This window comes from Candidatus Pelagibacter sp. PS_11, from assembly GCF_059417975.1.
The window spans coordinates 127362-145084 of record NZ_CM182075.1; the positions used below are offsets into that span (position 1 = coordinate 127362).

Consider the following 17723-nt stretch of genomic DNA (forward strand, 5'->3'; position numbering starts at 1 on the left):
ACAGATAGTTTTTATTTTTAAGATTCTTTAGTTTTAACAAAAGTTTCACATTATCAAATAGTAAATTAAGCCAACGAGCAAGTTACTTATTAAATTTTTTTTATTACTAAAGTCAAACCATGACCATAAATAATTTCTGCTTCAAATTTTTCAGAAATATTAATTTGATTTTTTATAATTTCAAATATATTTTTGAAATTATCTGTACCTTCTATGTCTTCAATTACCATGATGCCATTTTCATTTAGATGATCTAGTAATTCCAAAATTACATTTAGATTTGCATCTGGCTGATGTAATCCATCATCTATTATTAAGTCTAATTTTGGAATTTTTTCTTTTAAATTTATTATTGATAAAATGTCTAATTGATCAACATAAAACGTTTTTATTTTTTTAGTCTGAAATAAAATTTCTTTATCTATGTCCGCTCCAAATATTTTGGAATGTTTTAGATATTGATCAAAAGCTTTTAGTGATGCACCAGGTTTTCCATTTAATCCCATATTTGACCTTATCCTGATATTATTTGTTCCAAGCCCTATTTCTAAAAGATTATGAATATTATATTGTAAACAAATTTCATAATAAAGAGCACAAAGGTGGTTTATTTTTTTATCACTACCATTTTTTTGAAATAAATTTTCAAAATGCTTGTAATCTTCAAGATTTATATATCTAGATCTTAAATCACCCAAATTATTGCTCGACATTATTTTAATTTTTTTTTGTTTTGTGAATGTCTTATTAAATTCGTTTATTTTTTTTATACTTTCAGAAAAAACCTTGTTTTGATATTTATAACTTAAATCCTCAAATTTGACCTGGGTATTAAAAATATCTTTCATTTTTTCTAATAAAATTCTTAAATTAAATATTAAAAATATTTTTAAAGGGTTTTTTGTTAAATTTTTTAGATAAAATTTAACTTTTATAAAATTTATTATCATATTTATATCAAAATTATATTTAATGGTAATTTTACCTATCAGATATTATTTATTTTTTCAATAATAGTAGAAGTTTTAAGTATTATGATTTTAAAAAGTTAGCATGAAAATAATTTTTATAATACTATCAAAAATATTCATTTAATATAAAAACAAACCATATTTATGAATTTCTACGATAATTTTACATCAAGATTAAAATCAAAAAAAATTGCTGTTGGAGTTATTGGAATGGGGTATGTTGGATTGCCTTTAGCAATACTTGCGGCAAAAAAAAATTTTAGAGTCTTTGGTTACGAGAGAGATAGCTATAGATTTAAAATGTTAGATAAAAGAAAATCGTATTTTACCAACATTCCATCCACCTCCTTAAATGTGTTTTCAAAAAAAACGAAATTTTTTAAAAGATTTTCGAACATATCAGAATGTGATATTTTGATAATTTGTTTGCCGACACCTTTAAAAAATAATAAGCCTGATTTATCTCATATTGTTAATGCTATAAAGTTACTAAAACCTCAATTAAGAAAAGGTCAGTTGTTAATTTTAGAGTCCACTTCTTATCCAGGAACAACAAGAGAAGAATTATATGAAAAACTTAAATCTAAATTTTTGATCGGAAAAGATTTTTTTATTGGATTTTCCTCTGAAAGAATTAATCCAGGATATAACGATAACAAAATTGACAAAATCCCAAAAGTTGTGAGTGGATATAGTAGTAAATGTTTAAATTTATGTGAAAAATTTTACAACAATTTATTTGAAAATGTAATTAAAGCGAAATCTTTAGAGGACGCAGAGTTCTCAAAACTTTTAGAAAACATTTATAGATCGGTAAATATTGGTTTTATTAACGAGATGAAATTTATAGCAGATAGATTTAATTTAGATATTTTTGAAATTTTGTCCCTTTCAAGTACTAAACCCTACGGATTTTCTAGATTTGATCCAGGACCAGGAGTTGGTGGCCACTGCATTCCAATAGATCCACAATATTTGTATTGGAAATCTGTCGAAAAAGGTTTTAATCCTGAATTTATTAAGTTATCTGCAAAAATAAATTCAGATGTTACAAAATTTATTTATAATAAAATTGTTTCACATACTAAAAAAATAAAAAAAAATAAATCAAATATTAAAATACTGATTTTAGGAATTGCTTATAAAAAAAATCTAGATGACATCAGAGCGTCAGCTCCAAAAAGATTGGTTGATTATTTAATTAGCAAGAAATTTAATTTTGTTAGTTATTCAGACCCGTTTATATCATCATGTAAATTTTCAAAAAATATAAGGAAAACTTCAATTAAATTAAGCCCAGGATCTTTAAAGAAAAATGATATTGTAATTCTAGCAACAGATCACGATCAATTTGATTATGATTTGATAAAAAATAATTCTAATTTTATTATCGATTGTAGAGGCAGGTATAGCTTGAATAAAAAAATAGTGAGAGGTTAGTGTTAATAATTGTTCAAGCAAGAACTAGCTCGCAAAGGTTTCCAAATAAAGTTTTATTCAAACTTAAAAATAAACCTATAATAATTCATGTATTAAACAGGCTAAAAAAATCAAAATTTAAAAATGATATAGTTGTTTCTACATCTATTGATAAAAGTGACGATAAATTAGTTAATTTTTTAAAGACAAAAAAAATTAAATTTTTTAGAGGAGATCTAAATAATGTAGCTGAAAGATTATATATGACATCGTTAAAATTTAAAAAAAAATTTTTTATAAGAGTATCAGCAGATAGCCCATTAATTGACACAGAAATAATGGATCAGTTAATTACTATTCACAAAAAAAAAATTATAAAAATTATGATGTTATTACAAATGTTTTCCCAAGAACATTTTCAAAAGGGATGTCTTTTGAGATTATTAAAAGAAATATTATTCAAGCAAACTTAAAAAACATGTCTATTTATGAAAAAGAACACGTAACAAAATTTTTTTACAATAATCCAAAAAAATTTAAAATTAAAAATTTAATTAATTTAAATAAAAAAAAATATAGTATAGATCTTACAGTTGATAGAAAAGTTGACTTAAAAAAAATAAGAAAGTATTTATAAAAAGATGTTTAATGCAGCAATTATAGGTTCTGGTATTGGTTTAAAGCATTTAGAGGCTATGAACGGGTACAGATCTGTGAAAGTACGAATTATTTGTGAAAAGGATAAAAAGAGAGCTCTATATTTAAAGAAAAAGTTCACTAAATTAAAAATTACTGATAATGAAAATGAAATTTTTAAAGATAAAAGTATTAAATTGGTCTCAATTGCAAGTTATGATAACTATCATTATAGGCAGATAGTCAAGTGCATTAAACACAATAAACACATAATAGTAGAAAAACCATTCTGTTTAAATTTAAAAGAATTGATAGACATTTATAAATTGTTAAAAAAAAATAGACAAATTAAATTTTTATCAAATTTAGTTTTAAGAGTTAATGACTTATTTAAAAATATAAAAAAAATTGTTAAACCAAAAAATATTTATTATTTGGAGGCTGATTATATATGGGGCAGAAAAGAAAAGCTTTTAGGGTGGCGAGCAAATATTAAAAATTATTCAGCTACTTTAGGTGCTGGAATTCATCTCATTGATCTATCAACATGGATTTTGAAAAAAAAGCCAATTTCGGTAATCTCTTATGGAAATAGTATTGCAACGAATAAAACAAAATTTAAAGAAAATAGCTTTGTAATCAATCTGTTTAAATTTCCAGGGAATGTCTTGTTAAAGATAACATCAAACTTAGCTGGAAATTACGAACATTTCCATGAACTAAAAATCTTTGAAAAAAATAAAACTATCATCCATAATTTAAGTCATAGTTTTATTATTGATAGTAAAAAGAATAAAAAAAATTTAAAGGGTAATTATCCTGATAAATTTAACAGAAAAAAACTTATTCAAAATTTTATTGATCAAATTAAAGATACTAGTATAAAACCTATTTTAACATTAAAAGAACAATTTGATTTAATGTCGATTTGTTTTTATGCAGATAAATCTCTTAAGTCTAGGAAAGAGGTTAAAATAAGGTATTTATGAAAGTTGATTACTCAAAAAAAGAAATTTATTCAAGCGACTTAAGAAGTGTAAATAATGTACTCAAAAGTGGTTGGTTAACTCATGGAAAGTTTACAGACGAATTTGAAAAGGAATTTTGCAAATTAACTGGCTCAAAATATTGTGTAACAGTATCTAGTTGTACTGCAGGACTTCATTTATCTTGTATTGTTGCTGGATTTAAAAAAGGAGATGAGGTTATAGTCCCTTCAATGACACATGTGGCTACAGCTCATGCAGTAGAACATACAGGTGCAAAAGCGGTTATTGCTGATATAGATTATAGAACGGGTAATTTAGATCTCATTAACATTAAAAAAAATATATCTACTAGAACAAAGGGAATAATAATTGTTCATATGGCTGGTTTACCGTGTGATTTAAGAGATATAGTAAAATTTTGTAAAGAAAAAAAAATTACTTTGATAGAAGACTGTGCACACGGTTTAGGTTCAACCTTTAAAAAAATTCACGTTGGAAATTTTGGTATTACAGGTAATTTTTCTTTTTACCCAACAAAGCAAATTACTACTGGTGAAGGTGGAGCAATAACAACTAATAATAAAAAAATTTATAAACAATTAAAACAATTGAAAGCCTTTGGAATAGATAAGGATATTAAAAATAGAAAAATACCAGGTGATTATGATGTAAAGAGTTTAGGATTGAACTATAGATTAACAGATTTCCAAGCTGCTTTAGGTTTAAATCAGGTTAAAAATTATAATAAAAATTTGAAAAGACGAAGAGAAATTGCCAAAAGATACTCAGAAAATTTAAAGCAAATAAAACAAGTAGATTTTATAAAATTTAATCCATCTCATTCATTTTATGTCTTTCAAATATTATTAAAGGAAAGAAAGAAACTAATCGAAAAGTTTAAGAGTTTGAGCATAGGTTTTAGTATCCAATATCTAAAACCGATTAATCAAATGTCATATTATAAAAAAAAATATAATTTATTAGATAAAAATTTTAAATCGTCAAATTTATTTTCTAAACAAATAATATCTTTACCCGTTTACCCAAAATTAAAAAATAAGGAAATTGATTTTATTTGCTACTCAATTAAACAGATGTTTAATGAAAGTTAAAAAAATCTTACTTGTTGGTGGATGTGGCTTTATTGGTCACAATCTAGCAATTAAGTTAAAAAATGATGGTCATAATGTGACTGTAGTTGATAGCTTAAGTGTAAATAATCTTTTGTCTTTTACTGATAAGGATATTGTAAATAAAAAGTTGTACGTAAAAATTCTTAATAATAGAATTGATTTATTAAATCAAAACGGAATTGAATTAATTATAGGGGACTCTAGAGAGCATCATCAAATGTCAAAAATTTTTGATAAGATAAAACCTGATATAGTAATCCATTTAGCAGCTGTATCACATGCAGCAAAATCAAATAAAGAACCACATACCACTTTTGATAATAGTTTAAGAACTTTGGAGACCACTTTGGATAATGCAAAAAATATTAATGCACATGTAATCTATCTTTCTTCAAGCATGGTTTATGGTAATTTTAAATTAGACCATGTGGATGAGGATTCAATTTGTGAACCATTAGGAATTTATGGCAATTTAAAATTAGCAGGAGAATTAATGATAAAATCATTCAATCAAGTTTTTGATTTACCATATACTATTATTCGACCATCAGCTTTATACGGTGAGAGATGTGTAAGTAGAAGAGTTGGTCAAATTTTTATTGAAAATGCAATACAAAATTTAGATATAAACATAAGTGGTGATGGAGAAGAAAAATTAGACTTTACATACATAAATGATTTAATTGAGGGAATAAGTCTTTGTTGTGTGAATAAAAATGCTCTTAATCAAATATTCAATATAACATATGGAAATGCAAGAAAAATCAGTGATCTTGCAGAAATATTGATTCAAAATTTTCCTTCTATTAAAATTAATTATATAGCTAGAGATAAGTTAATGCCAAAAAGAGGCACCTTATTAAATGTAAAATCTAGAGATTTACTCAAATTTAACCCTGCATATAAAATTGAAGAGGGTTACACGAAATATATAGAATGGTATAAAAATTTTTGGGAAAAACAAAAGACTTATGAAAATTAAAAATTTTGATACAAAAAAAAAAATTTTGATTATTGGTGAAATAGGTAACAACCATGAAGGAAGTTTCAGGAATGCATTAAAATTAATAAATATGGCTGCAAAAGCTGGTGTGGATGCTGTAAAATTTCAAACATTTAAGACAGAAAAATTTATTTCAAAATTAGATAAAAAAAATTTTAAAAAATTTAAAAAATTTGAATTAACTTTTGATCAATTTAAAAAACTAAAAATTTATGCAAATAGAAAAAAACTTTTATTTATTTCTACCCCACTTGATTTAGAAAGTGCTGAATTTTTGATTCATAATTCTGATGCTATAAAGGTTGCCTCATCAGATAATAATTTTTTTTTATTACATAAAAAGATTATCGAAACAAAAAAACCAATGATTATTTCAACTGGTTTTCTTAACTCAAAAGAAACAAATAAACTAATAAAAGATTTATTAAAGATTAGAAAATCAAATATAGCTGTTTTGCATTGCGTTGCATGCTATCCAACTGATGAAAAAGATGTAAATATGTTATCTATCAAAAACATAAAAGATAACCATAAAGTTCAATTTGGATATTCTGATCATACTATAGGTGTTGAAGCATGTTTATGTGCAGTAAGCTTAGGGGCAAGAGTTATAGAAAAACATATCACTTTAGATAAAAGATTTTCAAATTTTAGAGATCATCAATTATCTGCTGATTTCGAAGAACTGAAAACATTAGTTTATCAAATAAGAAAAATAGAAAATATATTAGGAAGTCAAGTTAAACATTTACAAAAAGGAGAAAAAAAAATTATTAATGCAGTTAGAAGAAAACCATTTGCATCAAAAAAAATATCTAAAAAAGAGAAAATTTCTGAAAAAAATTTAAATTTTTTAAGAAGCAGTAAATATAATAAAATTATTGATATAGATAAAATAATTAACAAAAGATCAAAAAAAAATTTTGAAGTTGATCAAATCGTAAAATATTAATGTGCGGAATTGCTGGCTGTTTGTCTAAAGATCTAATTAGTAGAGAATTAATCAACAAGACTCTTCTGAGTATGTCAAACAGAGGACCTGATAATCAAAGTAGTTTAAATCTTCAATTCAATAATAAAAAATTATATTTTTTTCATAGCAGATTAAGTATTATCGACTTAAAAACAAGGTCAAACCAGCCATTTAAGTTTCAAAATTTTACTTTAATATTTAATGGTGAAATTTATAACTTTAGAGAAATTAAGGCTCAATTAATCTCTCTTGGTTATAAATTTAAGACAGAGTCAGATACAGAAGTAGTTATTAAGGCTTTTTCTAAATGGAAAACTGATTCATTTAATAAATTTGTTGGTATGTGGTCAATAGCAATATGGGACGATAAACTAAAAAAATTATATCTAAGTAGAGACAGGTTTGGAGAAAAGCCATTTTATTATATAATGAAAAATGATGAGTTTTATTTTGCATCTGAATTGAGAACATTAAAAATTTTATATAAAAAACAATTAGAATTTAATAAAAGTAAAATAAATAATTTTATCTTCAAAGGTTATAAATCTTTATATAAAGATGATGAGACATTTATTGAAGATGTAAAACAAGTTAAACCTTCAGAGTGTTTAGTATTATTTAAAGGAAAACTCACATCAGAAAAATATTGGAAAGTTTCATATAGTCCAAATTACAAGATTAGTTATGAAGATATATTAAACAATGTAAAATATTTAGTTGAAAAAAGCGTTCAAAGAACGCTTATATCAGATGTTCCTCTTTCAATAATGTTGAGTGGTGGAATAGACTCTTCTACGATACTTGGAATAGCAAGAAAAAAATTTAACAAAGATTTTAAATCATTTTCAATAATTGATAATGATGCAAGATATGATGAAATTGAAAATATCAATTTAACAAAAAAATTTTTAAATAATAAAAACATTAAATTAAAATTAAATGGAAAATCTAAATTAAATTTTGCAAAACTTAAAAAATTATCAAAATATCATTTTAAACCTGTCTTAACAATTTCATCTTTTTTATCATCATTATTGACAAAAAAAATCAGCAATACCAATATTAAGGTTAATTTGTCAGGAATTGGTGCTGATGAAATTTTTACTGGTTATTACGATCATACATTATTTTATTTAAATGTGATTAAAAAAGAAAAATTTTTTAATAAAAATTATCTTTATTGGAAAAAAAATTATAAGAAAAATATTAGAAATCCATATTTAAATAATGAAAAATTTATTTTACAAAACAAAAATTTTCGTAAACATATATTTGAAACAAATTTAGATATAAATGATTTTTCTAAGACTAAAATAGTTTCAAATTTTGAAGAAAAATATTTTACAAAAGATGTATTAAGAAATAGAATGCTCAATGAATGCTTTTATGAAACTATTCCCGTCTTAACGGATCAAGATGATTTAAATCACATGTATAATTCAATTGAAAATAGATGTCCTTTTCTAGATAAAGATCTTGTTGAATTTGTGTCGACAATACCAACTAAATATCTAATGGGTAGCGGTTTAACAAAAAATTTATTAAGAGAGTCATGCAAAGAATATGTTGATAAAAAAGTAATGTTTGATTCAAAAAAAAAGGGCTTTAATGCTTCAATTCAATCCATTTTTGATTTCACTGATAAAAATTTAAATAATTATATTCTAAATAAAAAATCTGAAGTATATGAATTTGTAGATTTTTTTAAATTTAAAAAACTTTTAAATAAAAAAAAATATTTAAATTCAGAAAGTAAATTTATATTTTCTGTAATTTCAACCATGCTATTTATAGAAAACTTTAATGAAAAAAACTTATAATATAAAATGGTGTAAAAAATGTGTTTTACCTAATACTAGGCCTAATTTAACTATTTTAAAAAATGGTATTTGTAGTATCTGCTCACTCAAAAAAGAAAAAATAAATTGGAAAATCAGATTTAGGTTTTTAAAGAATTTATCAAAAAAAATTAAAAAAAGATCAAAAAGTAATTATGATTGTGTAATTCCAGTTTCAGGGGGAAAAGATAGTTTTTGGCAGGTATTAACCGCATTAAGACTTGGACTCAAACCACTCGCAGTAACCTGGAAGCCCTCAGGTAGGAATCAGCTTGGTGAAAAAAATTTGAAAAATTTGATTAAATTGGGGGTAGATCATATTGATTATACAATTAATCCAAAAATTGAGAAAGCTATGATGCTTAAAGCTTTAAAGAATTTTGGTTCAATAGGTATACCGATGCACTTATCAATTTTTAATATTACTTATAAAGTTGCAAATACTTTTAATATTCCTTTAGTTATTTGGGGTGAAAATCCTTCTGCAGAATATGGATACAAAAATATTTCAGAAATAAAAAAAAATCCTGACTATGAATATTTTATGCAACATAATATTACAAAAAATACAAAATTAAGTTTTTGGAAAGATAAATTAATTTCAGAAAAAGACTTAAATGGATTTTATTTTACACCTAAAAAAAAAAATAAAGTTATGTCTATTTTTTTGGGGGATTTTATTAAGTGGGATCCTAAAAAAGTATATCAAGAAGTAAAAAAAGCAGGTTTCAAAGAAGGTAAAAAAGCTAAAACAGGTTTATATAATTTTGCTGATCTAGATGATGATTTTATATCAATTCATCATTATTTAAAATGGTATAAATTTGGATTTACAAGATTATTTGATAACCTTTCAATTGAAATAAGAAATAGAAGGTTAAACAGATCTAAAGCACTCAAAATCATAAAACTTAATAAGACTATTAGGCCAACATCAGATATCAAAAAGTTTTGTAAATTTATAAATATATCAGTCAAACAATTTGATAAAATTATCAAAAAATTTAGAAACAAATCAATCTGGAAAAAAAGTAAAGAAGATAATTGGTATATTAAAAATTTCATAGTAAAAAATTATTTATGGAATTGATTTAAATGAAAGCCCAAGCTTATTTAAAATGTTGTAAAAATAAAAAAACTTCAGATATTTTTTTATATAAAAAAAAACCAAAAGGAGAAAATAATTTTGGAATTAAAGAATATAAAAGATCGTTCAAAATTTGCAAAAATTGCAACCATATGTTTGCCTATTTTGATTTTGATTTAAAAAATTTGTACAATGAAAGTTATTCACAAAAAGCGTATGGAAATTTAGAAAAAGTTTTAAATATTTTTAATAAAATTATTTCACTACCTTCAAAAAAATCAGACAACAAAAATAGAGTAAAAAGATGCCTATCATACTTACATAAGAATCATCAAATTTTTGATATTGGAACTGGATTAGGTGTTTTTTTATATGAACTAAAAAAAAGAGGTTACAATGTTACTGGAATTGAGCCAGATCTAAATTTATTTCATCATTGTAAAAAAATTCTAAAAACTAATATTTACAATACTGATTTGAAAAGTTTTTCAAAAAAAATTATTGGCAAATATGATTTTGTAAGTCTAAATAAAGTATTGGAACATATTCATTCACCTGATTATTTTGTAAAAAAAATTAAAAAACTTTTGAAACCTGGAGGAATTTTTTATATCGAGGTTCCAGACCAAATTGCCGCGAACATAAGTAAGAATAGAGAGGAATTAATGATTGAACATTTGCATGTTTTTTCCAAAAAATCTTTTTCCAATCTACTTAAAAAAAATAATTTTAAGGTTTTAAAGATTGATCAAATACAAGAACCTTCAGGTAAATATACAATTTATGGTTTTTTTAAAAATTTGTAAATTTGAATTTAAATATTTTGATATAACTATTAAGTAATAGAAATAAAATAAATTTTGTATTTTTAGATATTTTCAGTTAAACAATCATCCTTAATGATTAATAAAAAAATCTTGTGTAGTTTTGATCATGGGTATTTAAATCACGTATTAAGCAAAGACCCAAAAAGACCAGCACTGCTATATATTTATAACAATACAAAAAAAATTTTTTCTTATATTTTTCCAAGAAACTTTGAAGATTTTAAAATTTATAAAAATATAATTAAAGGTGATCTTAAAATCTCAAATTCAAAAGACTTTAAAAGACAACCCAGGTTTGGTTTTTCAGGATTAGCACAAAGTAATAAATATATCTTTGCAGGAAGTTGGAATGGGATACACGTGATAAAAAAAAAAATTTTCAATTAAAAGAAATACTTTCTAATAAATTAACAGCTGATATACATGGTTTGGCTTTTCAAAATAAAAAAATTTATACAACTTTATCATTTAAAGACACATTAGTTATAACTGATTTAAAAGGTAATCTAGAAAGTTCCTTTACAATTAAAGATGATTTATCAGTAGTAAAAAATGATAGATCTTTGTTAAAAACAGATTGGAGATTTGAAACAAAACAACGTAGAGGACCTACTGGAAATTTTCACTTTAACCATATAAGAGTTAATGGAAAGCATGTATTTTTAACATCAAGAAATTTAGGAGCTGTATTAAAATTGGATACTCAAAAAAATAAAATTAAATTAATCACAATAGGTCATATGAGTACATCCCTAATACATGATGGAAAGAAAAAATTTGATAAAATTTATTTTACATCAGTAGATGGAAAAATTTTAATTGTTAATAATGATAAAAAAATTACAAAACAGGAAAAAATAATAAAAAATAAATTTCTATACAAAAATTTTGAAAATTCACATGCTGTAGAATATTTTGTGATTAACAAAAAAAATTTGAATAGAATTCCATCTTGGTGTAGGGGAATAGAAATACTTGATAAGAATAGAATTATTACTACTGTCGATGGAGTTTATGGCTCTAGTGGTTTTTCTGTAGTTTGTTTTAATACAAAAAAAAACAAAAAAGTTTTTGAGTATAAATTTGATAAAAATAAAGAATTAGAAAATGCTCAAAACATAAAGTATACTTCTGGTTTTGATGTAATTTCCATTTAAAGAAATTATAACGAATTATGAAAAAAAAAAACTATCAAAAAACAATCTGATTGCAGATTATAATACTAAAGAAAGCATCTTATTTGTTGATAGAGGCAGATTGGATGCGGCTTACACTAATTCATATTTTGTTGCAGCAGTTAATAATAAATATAAAAAAAAAATATATGTGCTAAATACATATAAAGACAATAGAATTACTAAAATTTATAATAGCCTTGGGTTTAGATATTTTGTTGACATAAGTTTATATAAAATTTTGTTTAATCCATACACATTAACTAAGTGTTTTGGCATTTTTCTTGTTTGTTTAATCAATTTAAAAAAAAAGGATTCATGTGGTTTATAAATTCTTTTAGAGTAAATAAAATACTAATTGGTGACTTAATTTATGATACTTATTTGAGACCAAATAATAATTACCTTAACCCTAAAATTGATTTTTTTTTTATAAAAAAATTAATTTCAGCAATTTATAAAACAATAAAAATAAATGAATTTTTAAAAAAATATAACGTAAAAATAATTATTACTGGTACAGAGCATTATGCATATGACAGTGGTTTAGCGACAAGAATTTCAACTTATAAAAAGAACATAAGAAATTTTACGTGGAATAGTCCAGTAAAAGAAAGTTACATTGAAATTGTTGAATTTAATCGTAGAACAAAATTAATTGGACATAATAGTTTACAAGATAAAATAATTTTAAAAAGATTTAATAATCTTAAAATTAATAAAAAAAAGATTAATGAATTTTTTTATAATAGAAAAAAACTTAAAACATCTAATTTTTATACTAGAGATTCTTTTGGAAGAGCAAATCAAGGTAATGGAGATAAATTTTTAGAAAAAATAGATAAACTAAAAAAAAATAAATATGAAAAAATCTTACTTTATGCCTCACACAGGTTGTCAGATGTCACTCATTTGTTAGGTATTACCTATTGCTTTCAAGATTATTACGATCAGTTCAAGGAGACCCTTGATTATGTGTATAAAAATGATGATAATAATATTTGGATTTTTAGACCACACCCATCATCAAATTTGGATATTGAAAGAAACCATTTATATAGTCTTTTTAAAAAATATAAAAAAAAGAATATTTTTTTTTGTCCCAGAAATGTCCCAGTAGAAAAATTAAAAAAAATATGCGATTTTGTAGTCTCTTCAAGAGGAACTATTGCTTTAGAATTTTTATGTGAAGGAAAGCCAGTTATTCTTGCAGGAGTTCCCAGATACTTTCATAAATCATTAGGATTTAAATGTTATCTTAACAAGAGTGAATATTTTAAAGTTTTAAGTAATCTGCACACTATTAAAAACCCATCAACTAAGGCAATAAATTTGGCAAAAAAAATTTTATTTTTTTATGAAAATGGAATGCATATAAAGCGCTTCATAAGATTTAAAAATTATAAAAAAGATAATTTAGCTAAAAAAATATTTAATTTCACTTTTGATTTACGTAATAAAAGTAACAATAATTTTAACTTTTTTAAAACTTACTTATCGAAGAATCTTGATAAGAGTTATTTTTTTTCACTTGTTAAAAGGGTAATTTAAAAATTGAATATGAAAGTTTGTATATTAGATTATGGTTCTGGTAATATAGCTTCTGTTTATAATATAATAAATTTTTTGGGTTACGAATGTAAAATTACAAATGAAACTAAACACATAAAGAGCTCATCACACATAATTTTACCAGGTGTAGGATCTTATGCTGCTGCTATGAAAAAATTAAAAAAAGCAGTTAATTTAGATGAATTAGAAATTGAGATAATTAAAAAAAAAAAACCTTTCTTAGGTATTTGTGTAGGTATGCAAATTTTATCGTCTTTTGGATTTGAATTTGAAGAAAGTAGAGGATTAAATTGGATACCAGGAGTTGTAAAAAAAATTCAAAATGAAAAGCTTCCTCATATTGGATGGAATAGCATTAATATCAAAAATGAGTCAAATCTACTAAATAATTTTGACCCTGATCTTGATTTTTATTTTTTAAATAGTTATCATTTTATTCCTGATAACAAAGAAAATATAATTTCCACCACAAACTATAAGGAAGATATTTGCTCAATTATTCAAAAAGATAATATTGTTGGTGTTCAATTTCACCCTGAAAAAAGTCAAAAAGCTGGTCAATTACTTTTAAAAAATTTTTTGAATTTTTATAAATAAGAAAATAGATGTTTGAATAATGATAAAAAAAAGATTAATACCGATTTTACTATTAAAAAATGGTTTTCTGGTCCAAAGTAAAAATTTTGAATTTCACAATTACATAGGACACCCAATTAAAGCTGTAAAGCGATTAAGTCAATGGTGCTCTGACGAACTGATATATCTAGATATTAGTCGAGATGAAAATTATGATGTTCATAGAGAGGATCATGGTTATCAAAATTATAATGATTTTTTAAGTATAATTAATGAAGTCTCAAAGCTAACTTTTATGCCGATTACAGTTGGTGGAAAAATTTGCAATCTTTTTGATGTTGAAAAAAGATTTAAATATGGAGCGGATAAGATATGTATAAATACTGCTCCATTGGAAAATCCTGATTTTATTAATCAGATTGCTAAAGAGTTTGGGTCCCAGAGCATCGTAATTTCAATCGATGTCAAAATGATAAATGGCAAACATGAAATTTTTCATAAATTTGGAAAAAAGAAAGTCAATTACAGCTTGAATGAGTGGCTTAAAATTATTCAGGATAAAGGTGCAGGAGAAGTATTAATTAATTCAATTGATAAGGATGGGAGTAAAACTGGTTATGATATGGGATTACTAAATTATGTTTCAAAGAATTGCAAAATTCCTATTATTGCCTGTGGTGGTGCTGGTAAAAATGAAGACTTTTTAGATGTTCTGTCTCATACAACTGTTGATGCAGTAGCAGCAGCAAACTTTTTTCATCACACAGATCTTAGTGTTTACAATGTAAAAAAATATCTTTACGAGAACAAATTAAATGTTAGAAAACCAGACATATTAAATATTTTAAAATGAATTATTGTAAAGAATGTTTGTACCCAAGTATTAGTGTTTTATTAAGCATTCATGATGATGGAATATGTTCAGGATGTAGATCACATAAAGCTTTTCTTGAATGTGACGATGCGTTTTGGAATAAAAGAGAACAAATATTTCAAGAACTTTTAAATATCAATAAAAGTGATAATTATTATGATTGCATTATCCCAGTAAGTGGAGGAAAAGATAGTTATTATCAAACTCATATAATTTGTAAAAAATACAATTTAAAACCATTATTAGTAACTTATGATGGAAATAATTGGTTGCCAGAAGGTGAATATAACAGAAATAAATTAAAAAATAATTTTGATATAGATCATATTATGTGGAGCCCAAGCGTTGAAGTTTTAAAAAAGGTAAATCGTTTAGCATTTAATAAAATTGGAGATATGAATTGGCATGATCATTGTGGAATAGTTACTGCACCAATTATCATGGCAGTAAGATTTAAAATTCCTTTAATAATTTGGGGAGAAACAGAGTGGGATATAGCAGGAATTTATGGACCAGAAGATGTTGTGGAATTTAGCAATAGAAGTAGACATGAAAATTCATTAAGGGGTTATGAATGGTATGATTTTATTAATGATAAAGAAAATAAACTTAGTGAAAAAGATTTTATATGGGCAAAATACCCAAGTGATGAGGAAATTTTATCTGTTGGAGTCAGGGGCATCTATATAGGAAATTTTTTCAAATGGGATGGTAGATATAATGCAGAACTAATGAAAAAAGAATATAATTGGAAATCATCTGAACAACCATTTGAAAGAACTTACAGAGATTTTTCTAATTTAGACAATAGATATTCAAATGGTGCATCAGATTTATTGAAATTTATTAAGTTTGGATATGGAAGATGTACAGATCATGCATCTAAAGACGTGAGAAATAAACATATAAAAAGAGAAAAAGGGATAGAACTTGTAAAAAAACATGATCATATTGTATCTAAGGATTTGGCACATTGGTTAGATTATGTAGGAATGAGTGAAAATTCTTTTTGGAAAAAAGCAGACAAATTTAGAGATCCAAGAGTTTGGTCAATTAAGAACAAGCAATGGTACAAAGATAATATTTGGGGTGGAGAGTCGGCTTATGGATATGTCTACTTAGATAAAAAAGAGATAGATGAATTTAATGAAAAGAAAAAAAAATTAAATAATAGAAAAATATAAATTCAATTATTAAGATTTATAAAAATCATAGGTTTCTTTTGCACATTTAGACCATGAAAACTTATTTAGTTGTAAAGAAGATTTTTTTTTAAGATCTTCTTTTATTTCTGATGAAATTAAAATTTTCTCAATTTTGTCACAAATATCATCTGGATCATCTGGGTTAAAATATATAGCTCCATCACCAGCAACCTCTGGTAATGATGAGTTATAACTACACGCAACAGGACACTCATATAAAAAACTTTCTAAAATAGGCAGTCCAAAGCCTTCATACTTTGTTGGATAAACAAATAAAGATGCATGTTTATAACATGAGTGTAATTTAGTTTCGTCGCCCTCAATTTGTAAAACATTTTTTAAGTCATACTTTTTTATTAAATCTTCCTCATATCTATTAAACTTACCACCCCCAAAAGCAATTAGCTTAAAATTTTTTTTCAAATAATTAGAAAAAGAAATTGCTTTTAAAAGATTTTCAAAATTTTTATATTTCCATCTTGTTCCAACATATAAGATATATGGAAAACCAAAAATTTTTTGTAAATTTCCCTTTTTATCTGGGTAGCCTAAATAAATAACACTTATTTTTTTTTCATCTATATCATAATAATTTAAAAGGTCTTTTTTTGTATTATTAGATATACAAATAATTTTGTCAGCAAAGTTTAAAATTTCCTTTTTATGAGAATTTTTTTTTTCTTTATAAAATGTTTTGTTAAATTTTTCATTTATTAAATCAAAAATAGTAACAACTTTTTCTAATTTATTATCATAAGAATAATTATAGTTTTCATAGTATGTTGTATGAAATATGTTTGGTTTAAAATTCTTAATTTCTTTATTGCAAGTTTTGTTATTAATTTTATGGAGATATTTCTTTAAAAAATTATATTTAATTAGGTTTGAGTTAAAGGGTACTTTATTTCCAGTATTATGAATTCCGCTATCAGAAAGTGCGTTGCTTAAGTGTAATTTTGATGAAATGTTAGTTTTATAATTTATTTCTTGTAACTTTTTAATTAGATTTATGAAATATACTGAAGGTCCACCATTAATCTGGTTAATAAATATTTTATTATCAAACAAAATTTTCATCTTGATTTTTTTATAGATGGTAAAAAAAGCTGAGTATCATTATTAAAGATCTTAACATCATCTATTATAGGAAAAATTCTAAAATTATTTTTTGAATAAAAATATTTTTTGAAATCTTTCAATTCTGTTAAATCTAAAGGGTCTACAAATCTATGATTATTTTTTTTGTTAGTTTTCTTTTTTTTTATAATAAAAAGCGAGGAAATATTTTCATTATTTATATGGTACTTTTTTTTAATAATTTGATAATTAATTTTTTTATTCTTTAATAACCTCTCGAATCCTCTAACATAGTCTAAATTAACCATTCGTTTTTTTTGTTTTTTAGAAGCAATTTCATAATGAGGTTCCATAAAAATAATTCCGTG

19 protein-coding genes are annotated in these 17723 nt (G+C 24.0%); 16 read left to right on the forward strand and 3 right to left on the reverse strand.

Annotated features, from left to right (window positions below; translation table 11 throughout):
- Positions 1-89: 89 nt before the first annotated feature.
- Entirely contained in the window at positions 90-950 is an 861-nt protein-coding gene (locus AC5SLT_RS00650; RefSeq protein WP_494592010.1) for a class I SAM-dependent methyltransferase, read from the reverse strand.
- Between the two features lie 165 nt (positions 951-1115).
- Here AC5SLT_RS00650 and AC5SLT_RS00655 point away from each other — a divergent pair, with 165 nt between their 5' ends.
- From AC5SLT_RS00655 to AC5SLT_RS00730, 16 genes are all read left to right on the forward strand, one after another.
- Complete coding sequence (locus AC5SLT_RS00655; protein ID WP_494592012.1) at positions 1116-2411, forward strand: nucleotide sugar dehydrogenase; 1296 nt, start codon at positions 1116-1118, stop codon at positions 2409-2411.
- Entirely contained in the window at positions 2411-2863 is a 453-nt protein-coding gene (locus AC5SLT_RS00660) for a cytidylyltransferase domain-containing protein (RefSeq protein WP_494592014.1), read from the forward strand. Before AC5SLT_RS00655 ends, AC5SLT_RS00660 begins: the two co-directional genes overlap by 1 nt.
- 5 nt (positions 2864-2868) lie before the next feature.
- Positions 2869-3027, forward strand: a complete 159-nt coding sequence (locus AC5SLT_RS00665) for a hypothetical protein (RefSeq protein WP_494592015.1) — start codon at positions 2869-2871, stop codon at positions 3025-3027.
- Positions 3028-3031: 4 nt separating this feature from the next.
- Positions 3032-4015, forward strand: a complete 984-nt coding sequence (locus AC5SLT_RS00670; protein WP_494592017.1) for a Gfo/Idh/MocA family protein — start codon at positions 3032-3034, stop codon at positions 4013-4015.
- Positions 4012-5127 (forward strand): DegT/DnrJ/EryC1/StrS family aminotransferase, encoded by a 1116-nt coding sequence (locus AC5SLT_RS00675; protein WP_494592019.1) that lies wholly within the window; start codon positions 4012-4014, stop codon positions 5125-5127. Before AC5SLT_RS00670 ends, AC5SLT_RS00675 begins: the two co-directional genes overlap by 4 nt.
- Positions 5117-6130, forward strand: coding sequence for an NAD-dependent epimerase/dehydratase family protein (locus AC5SLT_RS00680; protein WP_494592021.1), 1014 nt, complete (start codon positions 5117-5119; stop codon positions 6128-6130). Before AC5SLT_RS00675 ends, AC5SLT_RS00680 begins: the two co-directional genes overlap by 11 nt.
- Entirely contained in the window at positions 6120-7103 is a 984-nt protein-coding gene (locus AC5SLT_RS00685) for an N-acetylneuraminate synthase family protein (protein ID WP_494592023.1), read from the forward strand. Before AC5SLT_RS00680 ends, AC5SLT_RS00685 begins: the two co-directional genes overlap by 11 nt.
- Positions 7103-8944 (forward strand): asparagine synthase (glutamine-hydrolyzing), encoded by a 1842-nt coding sequence (gene asnB, locus AC5SLT_RS00690; protein ID WP_494592025.1) that lies wholly within the window; start codon positions 7103-7105, stop codon positions 8942-8944. Before AC5SLT_RS00685 ends, asnB begins: the two co-directional genes overlap by 1 nt.
- Complete coding sequence (locus AC5SLT_RS00695) at positions 8928-10052, forward strand: N-acetyl sugar amidotransferase (protein ID WP_494592026.1); 1125 nt, start codon at positions 8928-8930, stop codon at positions 10050-10052. Before asnB ends, AC5SLT_RS00695 begins: the two co-directional genes overlap by 17 nt.
- Positions 10053-10057: 5 nt before the next feature.
- Positions 10058-10855 carry a class I SAM-dependent methyltransferase gene (locus AC5SLT_RS00700; RefSeq protein WP_494592028.1) on the forward strand — a complete coding sequence of 266 codons (798 nt, stop codon included), beginning with the start codon at positions 10058-10060 and terminating at the stop codon, positions 10853-10855.
- Between the two features lie 93 nt (positions 10856-10948).
- Complete coding sequence (locus AC5SLT_RS00705) at positions 10949-11263, forward strand: hypothetical protein (RefSeq protein ID WP_494592030.1); 315 nt, start codon at positions 10949-10951, stop codon at positions 11261-11263.
- Positions 11221-12033 carry a hypothetical protein gene (locus AC5SLT_RS00710; protein ID WP_494592031.1) on the forward strand — a complete coding sequence of 271 codons (813 nt, stop codon included), beginning with the start codon at positions 11221-11223 and terminating at the stop codon, positions 12031-12033. The genes AC5SLT_RS00705 and AC5SLT_RS00710 overlap by 43 nt, the downstream gene beginning before the upstream one ends.
- Positions 12034-12369: 336 nt before the next feature.
- Positions 12370-13602 (forward strand): capsular polysaccharide export protein, LipB/KpsS family, encoded by a 1233-nt coding sequence (locus AC5SLT_RS00715; RefSeq protein ID WP_494592033.1) that lies wholly within the window; start codon positions 12370-12372, stop codon positions 13600-13602.
- Positions 13603-13611: 9 nt separating this feature from the next.
- On the forward strand, positions 13612-14220 hold the full coding sequence (gene hisH, locus AC5SLT_RS00720) for an imidazole glycerol phosphate synthase subunit HisH (protein WP_494592035.1): 609 nt from the start codon (positions 13612-13614) through the stop codon (positions 14218-14220).
- A gap of 19 nt (positions 14221-14239) precedes the next feature.
- Complete coding sequence (gene hisF / locus AC5SLT_RS00725; RefSeq protein WP_494592036.1) at positions 14240-15052, forward strand: imidazole glycerol phosphate synthase subunit HisF; 813 nt, start codon at positions 14240-14242, stop codon at positions 15050-15052.
- Complete coding sequence (locus AC5SLT_RS00730; protein WP_494592038.1) at positions 15049-16257, forward strand: N-acetyl sugar amidotransferase; 1209 nt, start codon at positions 15049-15051, stop codon at positions 16255-16257. Before hisF ends, AC5SLT_RS00730 begins: the two co-directional genes overlap by 4 nt.
- Before the next feature lie 9 nt (positions 16258-16266).
- Here AC5SLT_RS00730 and AC5SLT_RS00735 read toward each other — a convergent pair whose 3' ends face one another.
- Together AC5SLT_RS00735 and AC5SLT_RS00740 are read right to left on the reverse strand one after the other, a co-directional pair.
- Positions 16267-17355 carry a glycosyltransferase family 4 protein gene (locus tag AC5SLT_RS00735; protein WP_494592040.1) on the reverse strand — a complete coding sequence of 363 codons (1089 nt, stop codon included), beginning with the start codon at positions 17353-17355 and terminating at the stop codon, positions 16267-16269.
- Positions 17352-17708, reverse strand: a complete 357-nt coding sequence (locus AC5SLT_RS00740) for a hypothetical protein (RefSeq protein WP_494592042.1) — start codon at positions 17706-17708, stop codon at positions 17352-17354. Before AC5SLT_RS00740 ends, AC5SLT_RS00735 begins: the two co-directional genes overlap by 4 nt.
- Positions 17709-17723 lie beyond the last annotated feature (15 nt).

Excerpts from the sequence above, each read along its gene's own strand:
- AC5SLT_RS00650 (WP_494592010.1), bottom strand. The coding sequence starts at position 950 with ATGATAATAAATTTTATAAAAGTTAAATTTTATCTAAAAAATTTAACA.
- AC5SLT_RS00655 (WP_494592012.1), top strand. The coding sequence starts at position 1,116 with ATGAATTTCTACGATAATTTTACATCAAGATTAAAATCAAAAAAAATT.
- AC5SLT_RS00665 (WP_494592015.1), top strand. The coding sequence starts at position 2,869 with ATGTCTATTTATGAAAAAGAACACGTAACAAAATTTTTTTACAATAAT.
- AC5SLT_RS00670 (WP_494592017.1), top strand. The coding sequence starts at position 3,032 with ATGTTTAATGCAGCAATTATAGGTTCTGGTATTGGTTTAAAGCATTTA.
- AC5SLT_RS00675 (WP_494592019.1), top strand. The coding sequence starts at position 4,012 with ATGAAAGTTGATTACTCAAAAAAAGAAATTTATTCAAGCGACTTAAGA.
- AC5SLT_RS00680 (WP_494592021.1), top strand. The coding sequence starts at position 5,117 with ATGAAAGTTAAAAAAATCTTACTTGTTGGTGGATGTGGCTTTATTGGT.
- AC5SLT_RS00685 (WP_494592023.1), top strand. The coding sequence starts at position 6,120 with ATGAAAATTAAAAATTTTGATACAAAAAAAAAAATTTTGATTATTGGT.
- asnB (WP_494592025.1), top strand. The coding sequence starts at position 7,103 with ATGTGCGGAATTGCTGGCTGTTTGTCTAAAGATCTAATTAGTAGAGAA.
- AC5SLT_RS00695 (WP_494592026.1), top strand. The coding sequence starts at position 8,928 with ATGAAAAAAACTTATAATATAAAATGGTGTAAAAAATGTGTTTTACCT.
- AC5SLT_RS00700 (WP_494592028.1), top strand. The coding sequence starts at position 10,058 with ATGAAAGCCCAAGCTTATTTAAAATGTTGTAAAAATAAAAAAACTTCA.
- AC5SLT_RS00705 (WP_494592030.1), top strand. The coding sequence starts at position 10,949 with ATGATTAATAAAAAAATCTTGTGTAGTTTTGATCATGGGTATTTAAAT.
- AC5SLT_RS00715 (WP_494592033.1), top strand. The coding sequence starts at position 12,370 with ATGTGGTTTATAAATTCTTTTAGAGTAAATAAAATACTAATTGGTGAC.
- hisH (WP_494592035.1), top strand. The coding sequence starts at position 13,612 with ATGAAAGTTTGTATATTAGATTATGGTTCTGGTAATATAGCTTCTGTT.
- hisF (WP_494592036.1), top strand. The coding sequence starts at position 14,240 with ATGATAAAAAAAAGATTAATACCGATTTTACTATTAAAAAATGGTTTT.
- AC5SLT_RS00730 (WP_494592038.1), top strand. The coding sequence starts at position 15,049 with ATGAATTATTGTAAAGAATGTTTGTACCCAAGTATTAGTGTTTTATTA.
- AC5SLT_RS00735 (WP_494592040.1), bottom strand. The coding sequence starts at position 17,355 with ATGAAAATTTTGTTTGATAATAAAATATTTATTAACCAGATTAATGGT.
- AC5SLT_RS00740 (WP_494592042.1), bottom strand. The coding sequence starts at position 17,708 with ATGGAACCTCATTATGAAATTGCTTCTAAAAAACAAAAAAAACGAATG.